This is a genomic window from Halanaerobium hydrogeniformans, from assembly GCF_000166415.1.
Taxonomy (GTDB): domain Bacteria; phylum Bacillota; class Halanaerobiia; order Halanaerobiales; family Halanaerobiaceae; genus Halanaerobium; species Halanaerobium hydrogeniformans.
On record NC_014654.1, the window covers coordinates 236,390 to 260,453 of the forward strand.

Sequence of the window (24,064 nt, forward strand, 5' to 3'; positions counted from 1 at the left end):
AGGATAATAAAAATATTACTTGAATTATAATTATTAAGCATAGATGGTAATTTTAGTTAAAAATATAATAGTGGTGATAAAAATGGATAAAATTAAGTCATACAGCAAAATATTCGATAAGTTGAAATTAGGGCTCGCTGTACTTGACCAGGAGGGCAATTTTCTTTTCATAAACAAAACTGCAGTCGAGATAATAGGTTACAGCAAAAAAGAACTAGGTCATATAGAAGAGTGGCTTGAACTTGCCTATCCAGATGAGAAAATAAGAAGCAGAACCAGTCAGAGATTCTATAGAGAGATAGAATCGGGTGTTTACAGCAACCTGACCAAAATTAGATGTAAGAACGATCAGGAGAAATATGTAGAATTGAGAGTTAATCAACTAGAAGATGGTCTTCTTTTAGTAAATCTGCTTGATAGAACTGAAAACCATAATTTAAACAAAAAATTAGCAGATAAGACTAAGTACTTAAATAAAATAGTTTCTAATATACCTGAAGTAATAATTTTACTTGATGAAAAGCAGAGGTTTTTAGATATTTGGTCAGGTTTAGAAAAAGAATTGTACAGAAAAAAAGATGAGATTATCGGTAAGCAGATATCAGAAATATTCTCGGGTGAGCTACTTAAAAAGCTGCGGGATAATTTAAAACTGGCAGAACAAACAAATCAAGTGCAAAATTTTGAATATCAGTTGGAGATGGAAGAAGGTCTGGAAGATTATGCCGGCAGATTGCTTAAAATTGAAAAAACAAAAGGAAATGAATTTTTACTTGTCAGCAGGAATATCACCCACAGGGTTAAAAAAGAAAAAGAATTAGCCGAAATTAAAGAAAGGCTCGAGTTGGCTGTAGATGCTGCTAACCTGGGTATTTGGGACTGGAATTTAAAAAGCGATCAGATTAAAAACAATGACAATTTTAAAGAAATGGTCGGCCTGGAAGCAGAAAAAATAGCTAAAGAAGATTTTTCTTTTGCAGACTGGGAGTCTTTAGTCCATCCTGATGACAGGGAAAAGGTTAAGTATTTAATTGCTGAACATCTTCAGGGTAAAACGGATTTCTATCAAAGTGAACACAGGATTAAAACTGTTTCTGGTAAGTGGAAGTGGATTAAAGATCGAGCCAGGGTAAGTGAGTGGGATGCCGAGGGTAACCCGGTACGTATGGTAGGGATCGATATAGATATCGATAAGCGCAAAAGAGAAGAGCAAGAAAACATTTATTTAAGTGCAGCCATGAAAAATATTTCTGATGCTGTTTTCCTACAGAATAAAGATTTTGAGATAATTTTTATGAACAAAAAGGCCGAAGAATTATCAGGCTATAGTTTAGAAGAACTTAAAAACAAAACGGCTATACAGCTTATAGCAGGTGAAAATGCAGCTGAGATCCAGCAGAAAATCCAGCAAAAAGTTGCTAAAGGTGAGCTGTATTCAGGTGAACTAAAAAACAAAAGAAAAGATGGGAGTACCTTTGATGGCGAATTAAAAATTACTCCAATCTGCACCAAAAACTCAAAATGTAATTATGTAAGTATCTTAAGGGATATCTCAGCCAGAAAAATGCGGATAAAAAAGCTTAAATTTCAATATCGATTGGAAAATTTAATTTCTAAAATTTCAACTAAATTTGTAGGAGCTGATCAACAAAGTTTAAAAGAGGCTTTAAACTACAGCCTGGAAAAGTTAAGCTTATTTTTAGCTGCTGATCGAAGCTATATCTATAGATTTGAAGATTTCAGCACAAATATTTCTAAGTTGGGAGAATGGAGACAAAAGCAAACAATAGCTCAGTTAGAAAAAAGAAAGGTTGAGCAGCTTTTTACAAGCAGTAATCTGCTTGAAGCAATATTAGATAAAGGCTATTTTTATGTTTCTGAAGTTGAGAAATTATCAAATCGGCGCCAAAAAAAGTTTTTTCAAGAAGAATCTATCAAATCAAGTATTTATTTAGGGTTATTTGAAGACCAGAAACTATTAGGGTTTATAGCTTTTGATTTTTTAAGGGCAGAGAAAGATTTAACAGACGGTTATCTTAAAACACTTGATATAGCAGCACCTATTATTTCAAATGCGATAATTAAAAATGAAAAAGAAAGAAAAATTAAGAACTTGACTTTCCGGGACAATTTAACCGGACTTTATAATAGAACATTTTTAGCTGAAGAGATAAAGAGACTTGATAGGGAAAGACAGCTGCCGATCAGTGTTCTGATCTCTGATATCAATGGCTTAAAAGAGGTTAATGATAAATTTGGCCATACTGTTGGTGATAAGTTAATAGTCAAGATGGCAGAAATATTAAAATCGGTCTTTAGAGAAGAGGATATTATAGCCAGGTGGGGTGGAGATGAGTTTATTATTTTCCTTCCTCGAACAGCAAAATCTGAAGTAGAAAAAATGGCAGAAAGATTGGAATTAGAACTTAAACGAACCGAGCAGGATGAACTGAGCGTATCAGCAGGGATAGGTACTGCGGTTAAAGAAAACCCAGAAGAAGATATTGATCTTTTAATCAATAGGGCGGATAAGGCCATGTATGAAGATAAAGCACAAAAGAAGTTAGACTAAAAAAAACAAAAAAATAACAAGGTTCTGACGAATCTTCTTCGATTTCCTGTTTGTAGTTTGTTTTTTTACTCTTCTTATTTTTTCTTTTTGTTTTTGATTTAGTCCTCCATTACTATCTTTAACTTCCTCAAAGATTATTATTAAAGAAGACTATTCCCTAATAATATCTTTTCAGTTATCTTAAATAGTAACTTCACTGGTTTTAAGCTTGCGCCTAAATCTCAAACAAACTTACTCGAATAAGAATTTCAAAATACTACTTACAAACATTTAATCTTAGGAGTTCCTCAGAACCTTGTATAAGTATTATATGCTTCTTAAATAGAAAAAGCAAAGCCATTCAGGGGTCAAAATAAGTTATCATGGCTATTTAAGTCTTTATATGTCGATATTACTTTAAATATTATCAACTTTCAGAAAATTAAGTTATATATTGTGAAGAAAAACTTAAAGGGAATTCTTTTTTTATCTGTGAGTATCTGATATAATAAATTCAAAGTATAACAATAATTTCTAAAACTTTAAATTAACTCTAATTCTTAAACGATAAATGTTAAGTATTATAATCGGAAGCTAGAGGAGGAATAATCTTGGCTGAACAGCAAATGATCATCGATAGATTTTATAAGACTATAATTGATAGTGTTTATGACATGATTTTTCTGCATGATCTAGAGGGCAATATCCTCGATGTTAACAAGAAAGCAACGAATACAATGGCTTATTCCAGAGAAGAGTTACGTGGAATGCAGGTTTTTGATCTCCATCCTGATGATTCAAACGAAGATTTCTATAATCCGAAAAAAGTAAAAAAGCAGTGGCAGAACTGCCCGGTAGGTTCTTCAATCCATTTTGAACTGGAGCATGTAAACAAGGATGGGAGTAAAACCCCGGTAGAAATTAGTGCAGGTAAGGTAGAAAATGATGGTGAGCAATATTTTTTAGCTTTCGTGAGAGATATTTCTGAACGGAAGGAAAAAGAGGCTAAAATAAAATATCTCAGTCTTCATGACCATCTGACTGGTTTACATAATAGGCGCTATTTTGAGCAGAAGTTAAATCAGATAGATAAATCCATGCTGCCTTTGAGTATCTTGATGGCTGATTTGAACGGTTTAAAAATTGTTAACAGCAGTTATGGGCATACAATGGGTGATAAGGTTTTAATAAAAGCAGCTGAACTACTGGAGAAGAGCATTCCTGAATCTGCTGTTTTGGCCCGTTATGGTGGGGATGAGTTTATTATTTTAATTCCTAACTGTGATTCAGAAAGGGCCCATAAGTTTCTTTATGAGATTAAAGAACGTTTTAAAAAGACAAAACTAGCAGGAATCCCCCTTTCTATCGGGATGGGTCTTGCAGTAATGGAAAATATAAGTCGGGCGATAAGAGATGTCATAAAAATTGCCGATAAGGATATGAACCATAATAAGCTCTTAGAAACCAATAGTGCCAATAATAAAATAGTTAAGGGGTTGCTCAGTGCTTTAAGTGCTAAGAGTGATGAGACCGTCGAACATACAGAACGGATGACTGAATTAGCTATCTGTGTTGGTAGAAGATTGGGTATTCAAAACTCGCAATTAAACCGTTTATCTTTATTGGCTGCTCTACATGATATCGGAAAAACATCTATCCCGGGAGAGATATTAACCAAACCGGGAAAATTAAATGAAGAGGAGTGGGAGATCTTAAAAGCCAATCCATCCAGAGGTTATAAGATTGCTTCAGCCACCAGTGAATTTTCCGTAGTAGCAGAGGAAATACTATCTCATCATGAAAGATGGGATGGCAAAGGTTATCCCAGGGGATTAAAGGGTAAAGAAATACCCTATCTGGCCAGGATAATTTCTTTGGTAGATTCATATGATGTGATGAGAAGTGGGAGACCATATAAAAAAGCGATGAGCAAAAAAGCAGCTCTAGATGAGATTGAAAGATGTAAAGGCACCCAATTCGACCCTTATTTAGCAGAAGAATTTATCAAGATAATCAAGGAAGAAAGCTTTGTTTATCAGAAGGAAAAATCTATTGGTTAAAGAAATTAAATATAACAAACTTATAAGGGATAAGATTCCGGAGATAATAGAAGCAGCCGGTAAGGACTATGAACTTCACAGGGCTGATGATGCAGAATATCTGCAGAGTTTGTTTGCAAAAGTTAGAGAGGAACTGCAGGAATTTGAACAGGAGCCTTCACTGGAAGAAATGGCCGATATTTTAGAGGTCCTGGCTGCTATAATTGATTATTTTGATTTCGATAGGAAGAAAATAAGGGAGTATCAGGAGAAAAAAAGAGAAGAACGAGGAGCCTTTAAAAAAAGATTGATCTTAGATAAGGTCATAGAATAAGATATTATATTTGCTGAGGTCTGAAAAGACTTCAGTTTTTTTATTTAAAACATTGGTTCGTGACAGTAAAATATTATCTGAAAAACCTTTTTGAACTAAGCAGTTGTATTTTTTTGCTTAGGGATAAAAGGTTTTTGTCTTTTTTAGCAAATATAATTGGATACAATTATATTAAATTTTAAGTGCTTGTATTTAGATTGATAAAGAAATATAATCGGATTAATTAAAATAGCTGACATCAAGATGACATTAGATTAGAAAGGAGTAAAAATGACACAATTAACTAAACAGACAAGTGGATATCCAAGAATTTCTGAACGCTATATTAAATATAGGCTTAAAGAAGAGAATATCAAGATGATTAGAGTAGAGTACACCGATCTCAATGGAGTAAATAGGAGCAAACTGCTGCCTGTTGATATGATCGACCATGTTTTTGAAGAAGGAATATCTTTTTGTACAGCTATTATGTCGATGTCTTTTGACAACAAAATCGCAGAGGTTGATTATATTGAGGAAAACAACTACGATGATTTTAAAATATTTGCAGATCCATCTACATTTAAAATCCTGCCACATATCGATAATACCGCCTTATTATTAGGTGATCTCTATCATAATGGAGAAAAAATGAAACAGTCACCACGCTGGTTTTTAAAGAGGATGATAAGAGAATATCAAAAATTAGGCTATAATCCTATCTCTGCTAATGAGTTGGAATTCTTTTTGTTCAACAGAAAAAAAGATGGAGGTTTTGTTCCCTATACAAATAAGGCTGGTAACTGCTATACAAGTGATTACAGGATAGATCCCAATCAATTTTTAGGTAAGATGACAGAAACCTTTAAAGAGATGGATTTTCAGGTCTTATATATGAACCACGAGTTTTATCCAGGTCAGTACGAATACAACTGGAAACATGGCTCGGTATTAAGGAATGCAGATGAAGGGGTTCTATTTAAAGGTATTAGCAAAGAGATAGCCCATCAAAATAATCTCTTCATAACCTATATGGCTAAACCCCTTGATGATAATGGGGGTAGTGGAGGCCATTTTCATTTTTCAATTGAAGATATTGTTTCAGGAGAAAATCTATTTTATGACAGGGATAAAGAAGATGGGATGTCAGAGTTGATGCACAATTTTGCGGCAGGAATATTAAAACATGCTAAAGCTTTAACAGCTTTTTTAGCTCCCACAATCAACTGTTACAAAAGGTTTCAGCCCAATTCTTTTGCCCCCTATTATATCGGCTGGGGTTATGATAATAGGACCGCCTTTTTGCGGGTTCCTAAAGAAAGAGGTGGGGCAACCCGACTTGAGGTTAGGGCAGGTAGTGCTGCTGCAAATCCATATCTGGCTCTGGCTTCCATTCTAGCGGCAGGTTTAGATGGAATTAAAAATGAATTAGAGCCTGAGCCTATTTCTGAAGAAGACCTCTATTATCAGGATATTGATGAACGGGAAAGAGTACCAAAAAGTTTAGAGCTTGCTTTAGCTGCTCTAAAAAAAGATCAGTGGCTTAAAGAATGTGCAGGCCATGATTTAGTCGACAATTTCGTTAAACTAAAAGAATTGGAAGTTAATAAATTTTTTAATTCGGTTACAGACTGGGAATGGGATTTTTATGCTTATCATGTTTAGCAGTCACTTTTAGAGGAGGAAAAATAGTGTGTGGAATAGCAGGAATTATCGACAAAAACGAATCTAAACTATCGGATACTATAATAGATATCCTATCATTGATTCAGCACCGGGGACCTGATGCTACCGGGATAGCTTTTTATGACCGGGATGATCAGCAGCAAGAAAAGTCCTTAAGGCTTAGTTTAACTGACAGCAAAGCCAGGTTAAAGCTGAATGATATTATTAATGAATATGGAGGCCAGGTGAGCAAAGAAAGTTCTGAGATCAATAAAAATTTCAGTTTTTTAGATATGAAGCTTAAATTAGCCGAAGAGAATATTAGCGGTCTTCACAAAGCGATCAATCAAACTGAAGCCCTTTATGTTCATTCTATCGGCAAAAAATGCAGAGTATATAAGGATAGTGGAACCGCAGTTGAGCTTTGTAAAAATCATCAGATCGAAGAAAAATCAGCCAGCCATGGAATCGGGCATGTAAGGATGGCTACAGAGAGTGCAGAAGATATTAATGCAGCTCATCCCTTTGTTTCACCATTTTATTCCGACTTAACGATAGTTCATAATGGCCAGCTGACAAATTATTTTAATTTAAGAAGAGAACTGGAAAGCAAAGGAGCTATCTTTAAAACCATGAATGACTCTGAAGCTGCCAGTCATTTAATTTCCTACAGAATGAAAGAAAATGGTGGGGACTTAGAGGATGCCCTCCATTATAGCCTGGAAAAATTAGATGGTATTTTCTGTATAATAGCAGCAAGTTCTGATCAGATGGGATTTGTAAAAGACAAGATGGGCGTTAAACCTTTATTAGTTTTTGAAAAAGACGGGGTCATATTAATGGGTTCAGAACAGATAGAATTCACCCCAATTTTTGAGGATATATATGCAAGAGAAATGGAACCATCTGAGGTGAAAGTATGGAGTATCTAGATGCAGCTCAGCTGGGGAGCAGAAAGATCAATGCTCTGCTTAAAGAAAAATTTAAAAGTGAAAAGAAGATTAAAGTTAAAAATCCTCATTCACTGCATAATATTGCAGTTGGTTTAGAGGCAGGAGAGCTTATCATTGCAGGTAATACAGGTTTTTATGCAGGTGGCTTTCTTGATGGTGCCAGTTTGACTATTGAAGGTAATGCCGGCTGGTATACCGGTGACAATATGATGGATGGAGAAATAATAATCAAAAAAAATGCCGGTTGCAACCTTGGTGTATATCAGGGTGGAGGCACTATAGTAGTATATGGAAATGTAGGCAGCCGGGTGGCTTATGGTATGAAAGGTGGTACCACCATAGTCTGTGGCTCAGCCGGAATGTGGGCCGGGAAGATGATATTAGGTGGTAGGTTAATTATACTCGGTGAGATCGGCAGAGAGGTAGGAGAGTCGATGTATAAAGGAGTAATCTATCTAAAAGATAAAGCGGCCGAATCTAAACTGGGAGGTAATGTTTTTATCGATGATTTAAAAGCAGCGGAAATAACTGAAATAAATCAGCTTTTTGCCAGCTATGATATAGATGCTGAAGCATCAGAATTAAAGGCTCTAAGACCATTGACCTCAGGTAGACATCAATATCAACTTTTTGAGCCTGATTTAAAAGCAGAAGCTGCCAGAAAATACTGCAGCAAATCTCTGGAGGAATTGTTATGAAAACAAAAAGAGCAAAAGATGTGCAGCGGGGAATCTGGAATAAAGAAACCCTTTCTGCAATAGATAATAAAGCAACTAGTGGTAAACACCGGATTAGAGGCTGTGGTTCAACCAGGAAGATGCCTAATTTTGATGATATAGTTGTTCTTCCTTCACAGTTAAGCAGGATGTCTATCGATACCTATAGGGAAAAATGTGAAACCAGAACTGTTTTAGGAAAACGCAATGCTAAAAAACCTCTGGTGATAGAAACACCGATTATGATAGCGGGGATGTCTTATGGAGCATTAAGTAAAGAGGCAAAGATAGCTCTGGCGAAGGCAACTGCCAGCACGGGAACCGTGATCAGCAATGGAGAAGGTGGGTTGTTAAAAGAAGAGCTGCAGAATTCATATCGGCAGTCTATACAGATTTTACCAAGCCGATTTGGCTTTAGTAAAGATAACCTTGATGTCGCAGATATGCTGGAATTCCTGGTCGGTATAGGTGCTAAGCCCGGTCTTTCCGGGCATTTGATGGGAGAAAAAATAACCGAGGAGATCGCAGAATATAGGCAGCTGCCGGTCGGAATAGACCTGCACAGCCATCCCAGGCATGGTGATGCCTTCGGGGCAGATGATATGGTAATCAAGATGGAACAACTCAGAGAGTTGACCAATGATGAGGTACCAATTTTTATGAAAATAGCGGCAGGTAGGGTTAAAGATGATGTAAAAATAGCTGCCAAAGTTGGTGTTGATGGAATCATAATAGATGGTGCTCAAGGTGGAACAGGTGCTGCCCCGGTTATGGCCTCAGACCATCTTGGTATACCAACCATGCCGGCTCTGGTTCAGGCGGTTAAAACATTAGAGGAAGCAAATTTAAAACAGGAGATCGATATAATCATCTCCGGAGGGATAAAAGATGGAGCTGATCTGGCAAAAGCGATTGCTATGGGAGCTGATGCAGTAGCTATCGGTACTGCTGCCATGGTAGCAATGGGCTGCAGGGTTTGCCTGCAGTGTCATCTGGGTAGATGTACATTTGGAATTGGAACCCAGGATGAAAAACAGCGAGAAAACTTAAATATAGAGCAGGCAGCTCAAAAAGTAGCCAATTTCATCAAAGGAATGACCCATGAAGCGGTGCTGCTGGCAAAGGCAGCAGGTAAAAGCAAACTGAAAAATTTAGAAAGAGAAGACCTGAGAGCAATTAATACAGAAGCTTCTGCTGTGACCGGCATACCATTGATAGGAACTGATTATGTGGTTTCAGAAAGCTTCGGCTATTTTTAAATAATTATCTGAAAGGAGTTCGAAGAGGTGCGCATAAAAAATCATCCAATTATAGAAGACTTCAAAAAAGAAAAGTTAGTTGAATTTAAATTTGATAACAAAGTACTCAAAGGATACTCAGGAGAGAGCATAGCTGCAGCCTTAAAAGCAAATGGGATAATGGTCCACCGCTATACCAGAAAAAAGTCAAAGCCTAGAGGAATTTTTTGTGCTATCGGAAGATGTACTGATTGTGTAATGATCGTTGATGGTAAGTTCAATGTAAGAACCTGTGTTGAACCTCTTAAAGCAGGCATGGTTGTAGAAACCCAATATGGATTATCCAGGAAGGGCGATAATGACAATGAAAAGATATGAGCTAATAATTATAGGAGCAGGCCCGGCTGGATTATCAGCTGCAATAGAAGCAGCAGCTGAAGGAATGCAGGTAATAGTTTTTGATGAGAACCAGAGACCAGGTGGTCAATTATTTAAACAGATCCATAAGTTTTTTGGTTCTAAACAACATCGTGCCAGAGAGAGAGGCTTTAAAATAGGTGAAGATCTCCTCAAACAGGCAGAAGATTATGGGGTAGAGGTCAAATTAAATGCAACCGTAATAGGACTTTTTGAAAATAAAACCATCTCTGTCAAAATAGCCAACAGGATCGAACATTATTCAGCTTATAATATTATTGTTGCAGCAGGTGCCTCGGAAAAAATGATTCCTTTTCCTGGCTGGACACTTCCCGGGGTGATAGGGGCAGGTGCAGCCCAGACCATGATGAACATAGAAGGTGTTAAACCTGGTAACGAGGTTCTAATGGTCGGTTCAGGTAATGTAGGGCTGGTAGTAGGTTATCAGCTCATCCAGGCCGGCTGTAATCTTAAGGCGGTGGTCGATGCTTCTCCCAAGATTGGTGGTTATGGTGTTCATGCCTCAAAACTGAGTAGGACCGGTGTCCCTTTTTATACCTCCCATACAATTAAAATGGTAAAGGGAGATAAAAAAGTAGAAAAAGCTTTAATATCTGAAGTAGATGAGAACTGGCAGCATATTGCTGGAAGCGAAAAAGAATTGAATGTTGATACAGTCTGTCTGGCTGTAGGACTTTCTCCGATGGCTAAACTTTTAGAGATGGCAGGCTGCCAGATGGAAAGCTCGGCTGGAAATCTGATTCCTGTCTGTGATGAATATGGGAAAACATCTGTTGAGGGGATTTATGCTGCTGGAGATGTCGCCGGTATAGAAGAAGCCAGTGCTGCCATGATCGAAGGTAAAATAGCAGCAGTTTCAATACTTAAAAAGCTCTGCTATCTTGAGCAAGTAGAATTCGAAACAAGATTTCCTGCTTATAAAGATTCCTTAGAAGAGCTAAGACAGGGTATGTTCGGAATCGGAGAAGGGAGCTGGGATTATCCATCTCAAAGCAGAGAAGGTTATCCCTTATCAAAAAGCTTGCTTAAAAAAGGTTATCTTGAAACAGAGGAAATCAAACAATTTCCCGGGGTGGTTAAAGAAAAAAGTGCTGGGGTAGTACCTGTTGTGGAATGCACCCAGAATATTCCCTGTAATCCCTGTCAGGATATCTGTCCTAATGATTGTATCAAGGTAGAGGGAGATATAGTCACTTTGCCTGAGCTAGATAAAGACCTTAACTGTTCTGGCTGTGAACTTTGTGTTTCAGGCTGTCCAGGCCAGGCCGTATTTTTAATCGATCCGGATTTCAGTTCTGATCATAGTGCTGTTTCTTTTCCTTATGAATTTTCCCCTTTACCTGAGCTAGGCAGTAAAGGTAAGGCATTAGATAGATCCGGAAAAATCGTTGGTGAAGCAGAGATAATCAGAATCAATAAAGCTAAAATAAATGATAAAACAGCTGTTTTAACGATCAAAGTTAAAGATGAAATTGTGGATCAGGCCAGATTTTTTAAAGAGTAGAAAAGTAAAATTTAGCTTAAAGATATTTTAAGCAGGGGGAGGGTTGAAACATGGATAAAAGGCTTGTCCGCAGCTTCAAAAAAGAAGCTTTTATTAAAAAAGATGATGACCAGATGATAATTTGCCGTTGTGAGGAGATCACAAAAGGAGAGATAAGAAAGGCTATTCATCAGGGAATGCTCAAAATTGATGAACTTAAAAAGTATTTAAGAACAGGGATGGGATTATGTCAGGGGAGAACCTGTACAAAGCTTATTAAAAGGATAATGGCAGAAGAATTAAAGGTAGCAGCTGATGAATTTAAAGATATTACAGCAAGGGCACCTCTGCGTCCGATTAAGATGGAGGTATATGCCAATGATGACCTTAATAATTGTGGTTAAAAAATGTAATTAAATAAAGGCAGGTAATTTAAGTGAAAAAATATGATGTAATAATTGTGGGAGCAGGTGTTATAGGTTCTGCTATAGCTTATAATCTAGCAGAAAAAAATTTAAAAGTTTTAGTTTTAGAAAAAGAAGAGATCGGGATAGGTGGTTCAAGCAGAAATGGGGGTGGGGTTCGTCAATCTGCTCGTAAAATAGAAGAACTTCCCCTGGCTATGTATGCTGTAAATAATATCTGGCCAACTCTTGATCAAAAATTGGGTGTTAATATCGAATATCATCAGGAGGGCAATCTGCGCCTGGGAAAAACAGAAGCTCATCGCAAAATACTAGAAAAAATAGTGGCTGAAGGTAAAAAACAGAGCTTAGAATTGGATTTACTTGATAAAGACGAGGTCAAAAAAATATGCCCATATATTTCTGATGAGGTTAAATATGCCAGTTATTGTCCCACGGATGGTCATGCAAATCCAATGAAAACAACCCTGGGCTATTATAAAAAGGCACTAGAACTAGGAGTCAGTTTTATTACCGGGGAAGAAGTTGAATCAGTTTTGATAGAAAAAGCTAAGATCGCAGGGGTTAAAACAAAAGATAATTCTTATTATAGCAGCAAGGTGATTTTAGCTGCTGGTTATGAGTCTAAGTATATTGCAGCTTCTGTGGGGGTTAATATTCCGATGCGCAAGCTTTTGGTAGAGGTTATGGTAACAGAGCCCAGAGAATTAATGTTTGATCAGATGATAGGAACAGCGGGTTCTGATTTTTACGGACATCAGAGTGAACATGGTTCATTTGTTTTTGGTGGAATGACCGGTAATGAACCCTATAAATTTGATCAAAAAAGACGGGTCACTTTAGAAAGAACAGCACCATCAATTTCACGGGCTATTTTAAATTATTTTCCAGTTTTGAAGGACTTAAATGTGATCAGAACCTGGTCAGGTTTTCTTGATCAAACTCCTGATCACCTCCCAATCTTAAGTAAAGTAGAGGCAATTGATAATTTTTATTTAGCCTGTGGATTTAGCGGCCATGGTTTTGGTATTTCTCCAGCTGTTGGAGAATTGATGGCTGACCTGGTAGTTGAAGAAGAACCTGCATTAGATCTGGCTAATTTCAAATATGATCGTTTTCATCCTAAGTCTTAATTTAGAAAACAAGGAGGTTATTAAAATGGATTTCAAAAGAGAAAATTTTTCTTCCGGGGCACCATTAGAAGAAAAGGTTGGTTACAGCAGGGTGGTAAAGGTAGGACCTTTGGTTCATGTTGGTGGAACAACGTCTGTACAGTCAGATGGCAGTGTTTTTGGAGTAGATGATGGTTATGCTCAGACCAAATTTATTTTAGAAAAAATAGAAGATAATTTAAATAAAGCCGGGGCAGGCTTAAAAGATGTAACCAAAGTAAAAATGTATGCTGTCGATATGGGTAGAAGTTCTGAATACATAAAAGCCTATTCTGAATTCTTCAAAGAAATTAAACCCTTGTTTACCCTGGTTGGAATTAAAGAATTGAACCGTGAAACACAGCTGCTTGAAATAGAGGTTGATGCTTTTATTAATGCTTAAATTTAATAATTTAATTATTTTTAGTCCTGAAGATCTTCTTTTAACTTGCTGGGGCAAACTGCTAATTTGCAAACTCTACTATCTCATCCCCACCCTTCTCAAAGTTAATTGCAGATTTTCAGGACTTTTTTATTTTAAAAACATTAGTTCGCGACAATAAGGTGTCATAGTCTTGTGATATAATCACATCTGTAATACAATATAAGTAGTGCAGATATTCTGGGGGTGGAAAGCTTGAAAAAATTTTTATTGATATTAATTTTGCTCTTAATTTTTTCTCGGTCAGCAGCTGCTCAAAACTCCAGTTTTAAATTTGACTTAAATTATGGCTATGGTGGAGAATATGAAAGTCATAGTTTCGGGATGCAGATAATTAACCGGGATGATTCTGGTCTGATAAGGGGCTTTGGTGTTTTTAGTATAAGCACTGATTCTGATTATGACAAGCCAGGTAGAGATGATCTACCTTCTAATCATCAAGTTATTGGGAGCCATGTTTCTTCTGAAACCGGCCTCTATTTCATTTTAGGAAGGCAGTTAACATCTAGGAGCAGCATCAGGGTCAATCTTGGTGGCAGTATTATTGAAGAAACTGAGGTGCTCGCTGATCCTGATAGTGGAAGTGCAATGACCTTTAAGGGAGCTGTAGATACAGAATATTTTTGGGTCTATGGAGCTGAGATAAGCTTTGGATTAACTCCAAGGCATGATCTGGCCCTAGGCTATAATAATCGGAGAGGTTTAACTACAAGTATAGCTTTGAGTTTTTAGATGGATTAAGTGAAAAATAAATGGAATTTAGCAGGTGAAATTATGATAAATGCTATTACAGGTCGTGATGTTTATTTATATGATTCTTTAATCAAAGAACTTAAAAAAGCAGAAGAAATTAAAATTATTGTTTCTTTCCTTAGAGAATCAGGAGCCCAATTGCTTGTCAGAGATTTAAAAAAACAGGCTTTAAAGGGAGCAGATATCAAGATTTTGACTTCAAGGTATTTAAATATTACAGAACCTTCTGCTATTTATCTTTTAAAAAACGAACTTGGGGATCTTGCAGAGCTGAAATTTTTTGATGATGAAGAAATATCTTTTCATCCTAAGGCATATTTTTTTAAAAATGAAACAGAAGACGTGCTTTATATTGGGTCTTCCAATATTTCTTTTTCAGCTCTTCATTATGGTGTAGAATGGAACTATCGTCTTCAGAAAGAAAAAGACCGGCAAGCTTTTGATAATTTTTTAGTTGAATTTAATGATTTATATGATAATTATTCTATCCCTATTAGTGATAAAGTGCTAAAAAAATATGCAGATGATTGGAAAAAACCGAGTATTAGCAGAGAAATAGATAAAAAAAGTTATATTAAAAAATCAAAAGAACAAATATTAGAAAAAGAAAAACCACATCCGCGTGGAGCTCAAATAGAGGCATTATATGAACTTGAACTTGCCAGAGAAGAAGGGATCTCAGAAGGAATAGTTGCTGCTGCAACGGGGGTTGGCAAAACATATTTAGCCGCTTTTGACTCTATTGATTATGATAAGGTTCTTTTTGTCGCTCATAGAGAAGAAATACTAAAACAGGCTGCCGATACATACTTAGCTATAAAGCCGAATAAGAAAATATCATTTTTTAATGGTCAAAATAAGGATAAAGGTGGAGAGGTTGTTTTTGCCAGTGTCCAGACCTTACATAATGAAAGATATCTAGAGGAGTATTTTTCTCAAACAGAGTTTAATTATATAATCATTGATGAATTTCATCATGCAGCAGCTGATAGTTATCTAAGTGTTTTAAGCTATTTTGAGGCTGATTTTATGCTTGGTTTAACTGCTACTCCTTATAGAATGGATAATAAAGATATCTTTGACTTATGCAATAATAATCTTATTTACGATTTGGACTTAAGAACTGCTATAAACCGTGATCTTTTAGTTCCTTTTAGATATTTTGGAATATATGATCAAGAAGTAGATTATGAAGAAATTAATTATCAGAATGGTAAATATAACAGCAAGGAACTGGAAAAAGCTCTTTCTACTCACAAAAGAGCTGATCTTATTCTGGATAATTATAAAAAACATGCCGGAGCAAGAACCATAGGTTTTTGTGCTTCTATTAAACATGCAGAATATATGGCAGATTATTTTAATCAAAATCAGATAAAAGCGGTTTGTGTACACAGTTCTAATGAAAAAGGCCCATATTATATGGACAGAAACAAAGCGGTAAAAAAACTAAAAAACAAAGGAATAGAAATTATATTTGCTGTTGACATCTTCAATGAAGGTGTTGATATTCCAGCTCTTGATACAGTTCTCTTTCTTAGACCAACAGAATCTTATGTAGTATTTTTACAGCAGCTGGGAAGAGGCTTAAGAAAATATCATGATAAAGAATATTTAAAAGTGTTAGATTTTATAGGTAATTATAAGCGGGCCCATTATCTACCCTTGCTACTTTCTGGGCAAAATCCTATGGAATTTGATAGTGAAAGTTATCAGAGCAGTGGGGACTTTGAATATCCAGAGCAGTGTCAGGTAAATCTAGATTTACGGCTCATTAATTTATTTGAAGAAATGAAAGAAAATGATCCACTTGAAACAAGAATGAAAGATGAGTATTTCAGGCTTAAAGATTATTTAAGTAGAAGACCAATGCGGCTTGATATCTATAATGGGAGTGACATAGAAGTAAAGAATTATTTAAAGAGTAGATATTATAAAAAAGGTTATCTGAGATTTTTAGCTGAAATTGGAGAAATAAATGACATAGAAAAAGCCTGGTTGGATACAATTGTAGAAGAGTTTTTGCTTGAATTAGAAAACACAAGGATGAGCAAATTATATAAAATTCCAGTCCTGTTATCTTTGCTAGAGGATGGAGAACTTAAAGCAGAAGTTAGTATTGAAGAGGTAGGTCTTTCTTTTATGAACTTTTATAAGAATAATAAGCGATTTCAAAAAGATTTAAATAATAAAAAGCATAAAGGCTGGAAAAATTGGGATAAAAAAAGATTTATTCGGGAAGCCAGAATTAATCCGGTTAAATATTTGAGCAAAAAGAAATATTTTATTTATGATGAAATCAATAAGAAATTTCTTTTACATGAAGATATAAAAAGCTATTTAAGTCATGATTTAAGTAGACATTTTAAAGATATAGTTGATTTTAGAAAGATGAGATATTACAATAACAGGCTAAAAAATATTTAAGGGGCAAAAAATAATGGGATGTATATTTTGTGAATATGATAAAGATAAATATATAGCTGAAAACGATCTTGCATTTGCGATTTATGATAACTTTCCGGTCAATAAAGGACATATACTTGTTATTCCAAAGCGTCATTTTAGCAGTTATTTTGAGGCAAAAGCAGCTGAAATAGAGGCAATATTTAAACTAACTAAAAGGTGTAAAGAGATACTTGAAGTTAAATATGATCCAGATGGATATAATATTGGTGTTAATGTTAATTATCCCGGTGGTCAGACAATAATGCATCTACATCAACATATAATACCAAGATATAAAGGAGATGTAGAAAACCCAAGGGGTGGTATTAGAAAACTAAAACCAAACCTGGTTGAATATGACGGCTAAATAAAAGAAAATTGTTATTGTTAATTATTTCACTTTAGCAAATTAAAGAAGGGTTTAGTCGATATTTGTTGAATAATAAAATAAGGGAAATAAGATTAATTATTCAATATATTGCTAAAGTTTTATGTTTTATCTGGGGGTGAATTTAGTTGGTGACAGTACAGCCTGAAAATTCAGAAAAATATGTCAAAAGAGTTTTGAATATGCTTTTAAAACAATATGTTTTAAATTGGCTCGGTGAGTCTCAATATCGCTCTACTTTTAAACTTTCAGAAGCTATTAATTTTTGTGGTCAGCACAAAATGGAACTTATAAAATATCATGTTGATTCACTGCTCGAGGAAGAGGAAAATTTGGAATATGTACATGAAACAATAATGGATTTCAAAGAATTTAAAGATTTACTTAATTTTTTAGGTTCACATAAATATGATACACCAGAGTCAACCCTGCTTGAAATATTAAGAAATCATGAACAAATTACTATTGTTGAGCATAAAGAAAATGATAGATTTAAATATTATATAGGGGATTGATGAGGTTTGATGTGAAAATTAAATTATAATAATTATTTTGAAAAAATAGTTAAAAACTCATTAGAAAACATGGAGAATAACTTTAACAATTTTGATTTAAGGTGGGTGTTAAGATGAATACTTTTAGTTTTTTAAAGGAATATGAAGAATCCTTATATGTAATTGCAGAAGATATAGAAAACTTGATATATGACCATCCTAATAGTGCTGCTAATAAAATGAGGATATTCATCGAAAAGATGATAGATATCATTATAGATATCGAAGGCTTTGATGAGGATGGTTTTGCCGGGAGAAAACTATTCGAAAAGATAAAGTTGATGGGACAAAATTATCTAGAAGAAGAAACCATTTCAAAATTACATAAGATAAGGAAGATCGGGAACAGGGCCTCGCATGATTCAGATGTAACCCAAGAAGAAGTTTTGGAAATACATGAGGATATATTCTCTTTAGCAGTTTGGTTCGTAGAATTATATATCGATTATAGTTTTGAAGAACCAAAATACCAAAAACCTAAGAAGAAAGAAGAAAGATATGAGATACATAAAAAGATCAAGGGTAGCCATCTTTTGTATCAGTTAACAAGGTTAAGTATACCGGCTAAAGAAGCGGTTGTAGGACCAAATCGGTTCAACGATTTTAAAAAATATCTTCATGTAGAAACTAAAATACAAGAAGAGATGGAGAATATTCTCGAGAAAGCCAAGGAAGGTAATCAAAAAAAATTAGTGCTATTGTGCGGTAGCGTAGGTGATGGTAAATCACATTTGATCAGTTATCTGAACAATTTCAAGAAGTCTCTACTAGAAGATTTTCATATACATAATGATGCTACAGCGAGTTTTAATCCTGAGGATACCGATATCGATACACTATACAGATTATTATCCTCATATAAAGATGAAAAGATAGAAGGTTCGAGAAAAAATATTTTATTGGCGATAAATATTGGCGTTTTGAACAAATTTTTAGAGGATGACCGGATTGAAGAATTTGGTGAATTCGAAAATTTTATAGAATCTTCACAATTATTTGAGGAGAATAATTCAACCTTAAATATTGAAAGCAAATATTTTGAGATAATAAATTTCACGGATTATTTTCCGTTCGCAATCGGTGAAGAAGGTGCGACATCCGATTTGATGGACGGATTGCTTGAAAGATTGTGCTATGAAGATGAAGAGAATCCTTTTTATGCTGCATATTTAAAAGATGTGGATAAGAACGAATTTTACACTATATTAAATAATTTTGAGATATTAAGTCAACCTATCTTTAAGCGTAGGTTGATAAATTTGATCATTAAGGTGATAATAAAGGATAAAATATTCTTGCCTATAAGAAATTTATTGGATTTTTTCTACAACATAATAGTACCTCCCGAATATGAGGGGGATGATATGATAGTTTCTGATTTTGAAAACATCAAAGAAAAAGAAATTGAAAAAAAATTGAACAATCACATAGTAAATTTATTGTTCGATTTTTCCAATCGTTCCGACTTTTTGGAGGGATTAAACGGGAACGATCCTTATAATACGAATAATAAAGTATTGGACAATAAAATTTTATCCTTATCAAACTCGAACGATATACATGGTTTTTTCTCTGAGAACCTTGATATTGATTTGAACATTCTAGGAATAGATTATCTAAAAAACCTTGGTGATTTCAAAGAACTCGATGAGGGCTTACAAAGTCAAATATTTAAAACATTTATAAGATTATTTTATTTTTTTAATAGAGAGAGTAATTTTCATTTTGATGATGAGGAATATAATAATTTCATGAACTACTTGTTCTCTTTTTATACGGGTAATAAGAAAGGATTAAAGGATATACAAAAAAAATTGATAGATACCGTATCGCGTTGGAATGGTGAAGTACCAGGGAATGAAAGATATAAATACATGGATTCAAAATTCAAAAAGATAAAAATAGCTCAAAAATTAAATGTCGAAAGCTACACCGAACACATCGAACATGAAAAGAAAGCAAAAGTGAACAAATTTAAATTATACTTCACCTTGGCATTGAAGAATAAAAACACAAAAAATAAAATAGCGAAAATCAATATAGATTTCCCCTTATATGATTTTATAGAAGATATCAACAAAGGATACATCCAGACTTCTTCAGATAAGGAGGAATCCATCAAGTTGGTAAAATTTATAGAGCAGGTAATGTCATTCGGTGATGGAGATCAAGAGGTTTTATTAAATGATATAGAAGATGACGGTTTCTATATTTTCGAATATGATGAAGCCTTCGAATATTTTAATTTCAAGGAGTGTTGATATGTACGCTAAACGTTTAGAAGAATTAAAGAAATATTTGAATTATGACAAGAAATTAAAACATAATAAGGGTAAAAAAGTAAACCTTTTTCCTTTTACAACGAGAAATCCTGAAAGGGCTAAATTTAAAAAAGGTTTTGATGGTGTGACTGGAGAGTTTTGTCGTTTAATAACTGATAAGAAACTCGAAGATGATTATTCTATAAAATCATCTATTAAGAAAATGGTAGATAACGAAAATTTAGATATCGATGATGGATTGGAAAAAAAGTTCGAGAACATGTTACTCGAATATGTTTATCCCGAAGGAGAGCTTGAGATTTTATCGCCTCAGCTTTTCTCTTATCTACCTTTGAGCACTGGTAATGAAAGCAAAGGGGAGACAGATATAGCTTTATTCATACGAGATGTTCTCTGGGAAGAAAAAGATGAAATCAAAAATGTTATATTGAACTCTGAACCGGATATTGTGCTTACAAAATTTTTTATTCAAAATTTTGACCTATTAAAAGATAACAAAGAAAAGAAGAAAAAATATGACAAAAAACTTGATCATATTTCAGATCTTTTCATGGAAGATTTTCAATATTTATTGAAAGATGAGGATTATTTTATCGATAATTTCAACCGACTTTTATCATATTACTATTTTTATTATATAACCCAACTTTATTTGAACCTTAAAAAAGAATCCGAGGAGAAAAAACATGAAATCGGTTCAACCCCCTAAATATGGAAAATATGTTTGTTAAGCTCGCTCATTCTTAGTTTCTCATTTTTTGATTTAGGCGAGTACTGGTTCAGCAACTATTTTTTCTGCTTTAGCCAGTTTATAAAATTTTGCTGGAGGCATATCATTAAGACTGCCATGACGGTATCTGTTGTTATAATAATTCATATACTCACTGTACTTTTTTATAGGCGTCAATAAAACTACTGAATTCATTAATTGAATAACAATCTTTTTCTAAAACCGAATGAAATGATTCTATATGAGCATTCATATTAGGTGTTCTAACTGGAATTCTCTGATGCTCTACCCCCAGTTTTTCACAGGTGTCTCCAAATAATTTAGAGACAAATTGTGGTCCATTATCTGTTCTAATTTTAGGCAAATTCATGCCTTTATACAGCTTTCTTTTATTTAAAGCAGCCTTTAATACCCTGCAGGTATCTTTAGCTTTACAGCTTAGTCCCAGGTGATAATCTATAACAGTCTTATCAAAGACATCAATTACTGACATCTGGAAAAAGAACTGATCTGTTCCATTTATGTAGCCGTATTTTAAATCCATCTGCCAGAGTTGATTTGGTTCTGTAATTTCTTCCTGTTTTGCAATCTTTTAGGTCTAAATTTTTGATTTTTCTTTGCGATCTTAATATATCCAGTTCTTTGCATAACCTGTATACTTTTTTCTTATTTATTTTCAAGTTATAGTCTTCTTTTAAACAGACTGTAAGTTTCCTGTAACCATAAGGGAAGCCATCTCCTGCAACCAGTTCTAAGAGCCATTCTTTAATCTGTTCATCAGATATTTTTTCACCTGATTCAGTTAGAGAATACCCAGGGACAGGTCTTCCTTGAGGATTATTGGAATTGCTGCTATTAGTACTTTCACTCTCAGTTTTTCTATTTATATTACTGTAGTAAGTGGAAGAATTAAGCCCAACAAAGTCTAAAACAATAGAGATTTTTATACCCTTTATTTATCCACTTTGATGCAATCTGAACTTTGAGGGCTATCGGGGGTTTACTTTATCTCTCAACTCCCTTAAAATCGCTAATTCTAATTCTTTTTCTGCTACAATTTTTCTGAGCTTATCATTTTCATCGCTCATTTTACTTAATCTATTTTCTATCTCTTTCATTTGCTTTTTTTCATCTTTAGGAAGAGATCTAACTGATCCTGTTTCTTTAGCTTTTTTGACCCAGCTGTAAACAGTATGCTTAGAAATATTATGTCGTCTTGCTACAAGAGCTGTGTTACCTATTTCGCGACATTCTTTTACAATTTGTTCTTTAGTTTCATCGGAATATTTTCTGTTTGCCATTGGTGTTTCCCCCTTGTAATTAGAGTATATCACTTTCAAACTTTTTCTCCAATTCTGTTAGGGGGCTATATAGAAATCTATTATATTCTTAATTGGGAATCGGCAAGCAAAAAGAGGAAGTCATATGAACATGGATACACAAAATTAATCAAATCGGGATCAGATAAATTATTATTATGGATGTATGCATTAGAGCATTTGAATTTTTTGTTCGATGAGGAAGGTAAGACCTTTTATGAATTGAGGAATCTTTTTTATGAGATGTCTGAGGATGTTCAAAAAGAATTATTGGAAACCGTTAAAGCTTGGATTTTTGCATATAGAAAGAAAAGAGGTTTAGATAAGAAAACTTTAGCAGATGACTATGAAGGACTGGAAAATGCGCTTATAGATTCTTTAGGTGAGGTGCACGAAAACCCTAAACTAAGCGGTACCCAATCGAGATATTTTCTGCCGTTCGACGAAATAGGTAAAAGATTCTTTTTAAAAAGCAGAGGACCTTTATCTTATGTTGGTAATATAACGCAAGACTTCCTTTTGTTTTTGACTACCATATGTGTCAAAGATAAAAGGATAAAAATTAAAGAACTTTTTCTAAGGTATGAAGAAAGGGGTATTTATTTGGACAGATATTCTAAACATGAAGTAATAGATTTTTTGAATAAGATAAACGTATTAGACAAAAAAAGTGATAGTGGTGATGCCCAATATGTTAAACCAATCTTATAAGCAACAATTTTATGAATATTTGATCGAGAAAACTTTCGAAAGTTTTGAGAATAATCTAGGTAGTGGTGAGAGATATTATATACAATTCGAAGAGAAAGACGATGTAAAAAGTTTTTATCAGACCTTATGTGAAAATGATAGAGCGAAAGATTTCGTATATGAACATGAGCATGATGGGAAATCTTATGAGGTTTATACCACAAAATCGATCGATTTAAACGGAAAAAAGCTTATTATAGCTGCCACCGTTGATGGTATAACTCCCAATTATTTGATAATCTTAAGAAATATGTGGATTGTCAACCCTTTTTACAACAATTTTTTATCGAACATTAAATATCTATATTCAACAGGTGTTAGGTAATCTAATGACCCGTGGATTCTGTGGTTATTATACCAGTTAACATAGTCAAATAGCTCATATTCCAGCTCTTGAAAACTATTAAAGATTCTATCATAAGCAAATTCAGTCTTAACTACTTTGAAGGCTGCTTCTGCAACTGCATTATCATAAGGACAGCCTTTATTGCTTAAAGAACGCTCAATATCGAAGTTGTCTAAAATATCATCGATTGCTTTATTTTTAAATTCATTACCTCTGTCAGTATGTAAAATATTAATTTGATCCAGTGGTCTTTTAATACTTTTAAAAGCCTCAGTTACTAATTCAGCATTTTTCTTTTTGCCTGCTGCATAACCAACAAATTCGCGGTTAAAGAGGTCAATTATCAGGCAGATATAGTTCCATTTGCCCTTTACATTAACATAGGTTAGGTCACTGACAACAACATCTAGAGCTTCTTTTTTATCAAATTCTCTGTTTACAACATTAGCTATTTTATCTTCATTACAGCTTGGAGAATGGACTTTGTATTGCTTTTTAGTGTAAGTGGAAACCAGATCATATTTTTTCATTATTTTACCTATTCTGCGTCTGGATACCTGATAGCCTTTTTTAGCTAGTTTTCTTTTGATTTTTCTGGTTCCATAATGAGTTTTATTTTCTTTAAAGATTCTAATTATTTCACTTTCCAGTTCAATGTTAACCTGTTTTTTCTTAGGGGTATAATAGATCATACCCCTTGATATATTGAGTGCTCTGCACATGGCGCTAATACTGTATTTATCCCTGTTTGCCTTAATGACTGCTACTTTCGTCCCATTATCAGCGCCGCTTGTCTTTAAAATATCATTCTCCATTTTAAGCTGCTTGTTTTCTTTTTGTAATTTAATTAATTCTTTTTCTTTATCAGATCTATTATCTTTAGCGCTGAATGACCCTGAGTTATTATAGTCTTTTATCCATTTATGAAGTGTGGACCTTGCCATTCCATATTCATTGAGTATTTCAGTTTGATTTTTACCATTATTGGCCAGAGCAACAACCTTTCTTTTGATTTCTTCAGGATATTTTGTAGGCATGATATTTTCCTCCATTTTAGTTTGTTATTATCTTATTATATCA

Annotated in this window: 20 protein-coding genes and 1 pseudogene; 19 read left to right on the forward strand and 2 right to left on the reverse strand. The window is 34.3% G+C overall.

The features are described from left to right. Positions 1–82 precede the first annotated feature (82 nt). The 18 genes from HALSA_RS01035 to dptG (HALSA_RS01120) all read left to right on the forward strand — a co-directional run bounded on the left by HALSA_RS01035 (position 83) and on the right by dptG (HALSA_RS01120) (position 20,548). Complete coding sequence (locus HALSA_RS01035; protein WP_041595739.1) at positions 83–2,572, forward strand: sensor domain-containing diguanylate cyclase; 2,490 nt, start codon at positions 83–85, stop codon at positions 2,570–2,572. Between the two features lie 590 nt (positions 2,573–3,162). Next, the gene (locus HALSA_RS01040) at positions 3,163–4,611 is read left to right on the forward strand and encodes an HD domain-containing phosphohydrolase (RefSeq protein ID WP_013404795.1); all 1,449 of its coding nucleotides are present in this window, start codon (positions 3,163–3,165) and stop codon (positions 4,609–4,611) included. Next, positions 4,604–4,924, forward strand: a complete 321-nt coding sequence (locus HALSA_RS01045; RefSeq protein WP_013404796.1) for a nucleoside triphosphate pyrophosphohydrolase — start codon at positions 4,604–4,606, stop codon at positions 4,922–4,924. The genes HALSA_RS01040 and HALSA_RS01045 overlap by 8 nt, the downstream gene beginning before the upstream one ends. A 270-nt stretch (positions 4,925–5,194) precedes the next feature. Beyond that, on the forward strand, positions 5,195–6,568 hold the full coding sequence (locus HALSA_RS01050) for a glutamine synthetase family protein (protein ID WP_013404797.1): 1,374 nt from the start codon (positions 5,195–5,197) through the stop codon (positions 6,566–6,568). Positions 6,569–6,594: 26 nt separating this feature from the next. After that, positions 6,595–7,500, forward strand: coding sequence for a class II glutamine amidotransferase domain-containing protein (locus tag HALSA_RS01055; RefSeq protein WP_013404798.1), 906 nt, complete (start codon positions 6,595–6,597; stop codon positions 7,498–7,500). Continuing rightward, on the forward strand, positions 7,488–8,219 hold the full coding sequence (locus HALSA_RS01060) for a GltB/FmdC/FwdC-like GXGXG domain-containing protein (protein WP_013404799.1): 732 nt from the start codon (positions 7,488–7,490) through the stop codon (positions 8,217–8,219). The genes HALSA_RS01055 and HALSA_RS01060 overlap by 13 nt, the downstream gene beginning before the upstream one ends. Continuing rightward, a complete protein-coding gene (locus HALSA_RS01065; protein ID WP_013404800.1) occupies positions 8,216–9,496 on the forward strand; it encodes an FMN-binding glutamate synthase family protein in 1,281 nt (426 codons plus the stop codon). Before HALSA_RS01060 ends, HALSA_RS01065 begins: the two co-directional genes overlap by 4 nt. A 27-nt stretch (positions 9,497–9,523) precedes the next feature. Continuing rightward, positions 9,524–9,853, forward strand: coding sequence for a (2Fe-2S)-binding protein (locus tag HALSA_RS01070; RefSeq protein ID WP_013404801.1), 330 nt, complete (start codon positions 9,524–9,526; stop codon positions 9,851–9,853). Continuing rightward, positions 9,840–11,417, forward strand: coding sequence for an FAD-dependent oxidoreductase (locus HALSA_RS01075; RefSeq protein WP_041595870.1), 1,578 nt, complete (start codon positions 9,840–9,842; stop codon positions 11,415–11,417). Before HALSA_RS01070 ends, HALSA_RS01075 begins: the two co-directional genes overlap by 14 nt. A 50-nt stretch (positions 11,418–11,467) precedes the next feature. Beyond that, a complete protein-coding gene (locus tag HALSA_RS01080; RefSeq protein WP_013404803.1) occupies positions 11,468–11,800 on the forward strand; it encodes a (2Fe-2S)-binding protein in 333 nt (110 codons plus the stop codon). Between the two features lie 32 nt (positions 11,801–11,832). Continuing rightward, positions 11,833–12,954 carry an NAD(P)/FAD-dependent oxidoreductase gene (locus HALSA_RS01085; RefSeq protein WP_013404804.1) on the forward strand — a complete coding sequence of 374 codons (1,122 nt, stop codon included), beginning with the start codon at positions 11,833–11,835 and terminating at the stop codon, positions 12,952–12,954. A gap of 25 nt (positions 12,955–12,979) precedes the next feature. After that, a complete protein-coding gene (locus HALSA_RS01090) occupies positions 12,980–13,375 on the forward strand; it encodes a Rid family hydrolase (protein WP_013404805.1) in 396 nt (131 codons plus the stop codon). A gap of 234 nt (positions 13,376–13,609) precedes the next feature. Continuing rightward, a complete protein-coding gene (locus tag HALSA_RS01095; RefSeq protein ID WP_013404806.1) occupies positions 13,610–14,146 on the forward strand; it encodes a hypothetical protein in 537 nt (178 codons plus the stop codon). Positions 14,147–14,155: 9 nt separating this feature from the next. After that, positions 14,156–16,594 (forward strand): DEAD/DEAH box helicase family protein, encoded by a 2,439-nt coding sequence (locus tag HALSA_RS01100; RefSeq protein WP_238524764.1) that lies wholly within the window; start codon positions 14,156–14,158, stop codon positions 16,592–16,594. 10 nt (positions 16,595–16,604) lie between these two features. Continuing rightward, entirely contained in the window at positions 16,605–16,982 is a 378-nt protein-coding gene (locus tag HALSA_RS01105; protein WP_187323467.1) for an HIT family protein, read from the forward strand. A 149-nt stretch (positions 16,983–17,131) separates the two neighbouring features. Continuing rightward, positions 17,132–17,518 (forward strand): hypothetical protein, encoded by a 387-nt coding sequence (locus HALSA_RS01110; RefSeq protein WP_041595740.1) that lies wholly within the window; start codon positions 17,132–17,134, stop codon positions 17,516–17,518. 113 nt (positions 17,519–17,631) lie between these two features. Next, positions 17,632–19,818: a DNA phosphorothioation-dependent restriction protein DptF gene (gene dptF / locus HALSA_RS01115; RefSeq protein WP_013404810.1), complete on the forward strand. Its 2,187-nt coding sequence runs from the start codon at positions 17,632–17,634 to the stop codon at positions 19,816–19,818. 1 nt (position 19,819) lies between these two features. Beyond that, on the forward strand, positions 19,820–20,548 hold the full coding sequence (gene dptG, locus HALSA_RS01120) for a DNA phosphorothioation-dependent restriction protein DptG (RefSeq protein WP_041595741.1): 729 nt from the start codon (positions 19,820–19,822) through the stop codon (positions 20,546–20,548). 54 nt (positions 20,549–20,602) lie between these two features. Here the strand turns inward: dptG (HALSA_RS01120) and HALSA_RS12560 are convergent. Further along, positions 20,603–21,870, reverse strand: a pseudogene (locus tag HALSA_RS12560) (IS3-like element ISHahy4 family transposase). Here HALSA_RS12560 and dptG (HALSA_RS12565) point away from each other — a divergent pair. Next, positions 21,778–22,599, forward strand: coding sequence for a DNA phosphorothioation-dependent restriction protein DptG (dptG, locus tag HALSA_RS12565; protein WP_238524788.1), 822 nt, complete (start codon positions 21,778–21,780; stop codon positions 22,597–22,599). The pseudogene HALSA_RS12560 and the gene dptG (HALSA_RS12565) sit on opposite strands and share 93 nt — an antisense overlap. 309 nt (positions 22,600–22,908) lie before the next feature. Here dptG (HALSA_RS12565) and HALSA_RS01145 read toward each other — a convergent pair whose 3' ends face one another. Further along, positions 22,909–24,036 (reverse strand): IS3 family transposase, encoded by a 1,128-nt coding sequence (locus tag HALSA_RS01145; RefSeq protein ID WP_083789279.1) that lies wholly within the window; start codon positions 24,034–24,036, stop codon positions 22,909–22,911. Between the last annotated feature and the right edge of the window lie 28 nt (positions 24,037–24,064).

Bases quoted from the DNA above. Each gene is read 5' to 3' on its own strand.
- HALSA_RS01035 (WP_041595739.1), top strand. From the start codon at position 83: ATGGATAAAATTAAGTCATACAGCAAAATATTCGATAAGTTGAAATTA.
- HALSA_RS01050 (WP_013404797.1), top strand. From the start codon at position 5,195: ATGACACAATTAACTAAACAGACAAGTGGATATCCAAGAATTTCTGAA.
- HALSA_RS01060 (WP_013404799.1), top strand. From the start codon at position 7,488: ATGGAGTATCTAGATGCAGCTCAGCTGGGGAGCAGAAAGATCAATGCT.
- HALSA_RS01065 (WP_013404800.1), top strand. From the start codon at position 8,216: ATGAAAACAAAAAGAGCAAAAGATGTGCAGCGGGGAATCTGGAATAAA.
- HALSA_RS01075 (WP_041595870.1), top strand. From the start codon at position 9,840: ATGAAAAGATATGAGCTAATAATTATAGGAGCAGGCCCGGCTGGATTA.
- HALSA_RS01080 (WP_013404803.1), top strand. From the start codon at position 11,468: ATGGATAAAAGGCTTGTCCGCAGCTTCAAAAAAGAAGCTTTTATTAAA.
- HALSA_RS01090 (WP_013404805.1), top strand. From the start codon at position 12,980: ATGGATTTCAAAAGAGAAAATTTTTCTTCCGGGGCACCATTAGAAGAA.
- dptF (WP_013404810.1), top strand. From the start codon at position 17,632: ATGAATACTTTTAGTTTTTTAAAGGAATATGAAGAATCCTTATATGTA.
- dptG (WP_041595741.1), top strand. From the start codon at position 19,820: ATGTACGCTAAACGTTTAGAAGAATTAAAGAAATATTTGAATTATGAC.
- dptG (WP_238524788.1), top strand. From the start codon at position 21,778: ATGTCGTCTTGCTACAAGAGCTGTGTTACCTATTTCGCGACATTCTTT.
- HALSA_RS01145 (WP_083789279.1), bottom strand. From the start codon at position 24,036: ATGGAGGAAAATATCATGCCTACAAAATATCCTGAAGAAATCAAAAGA.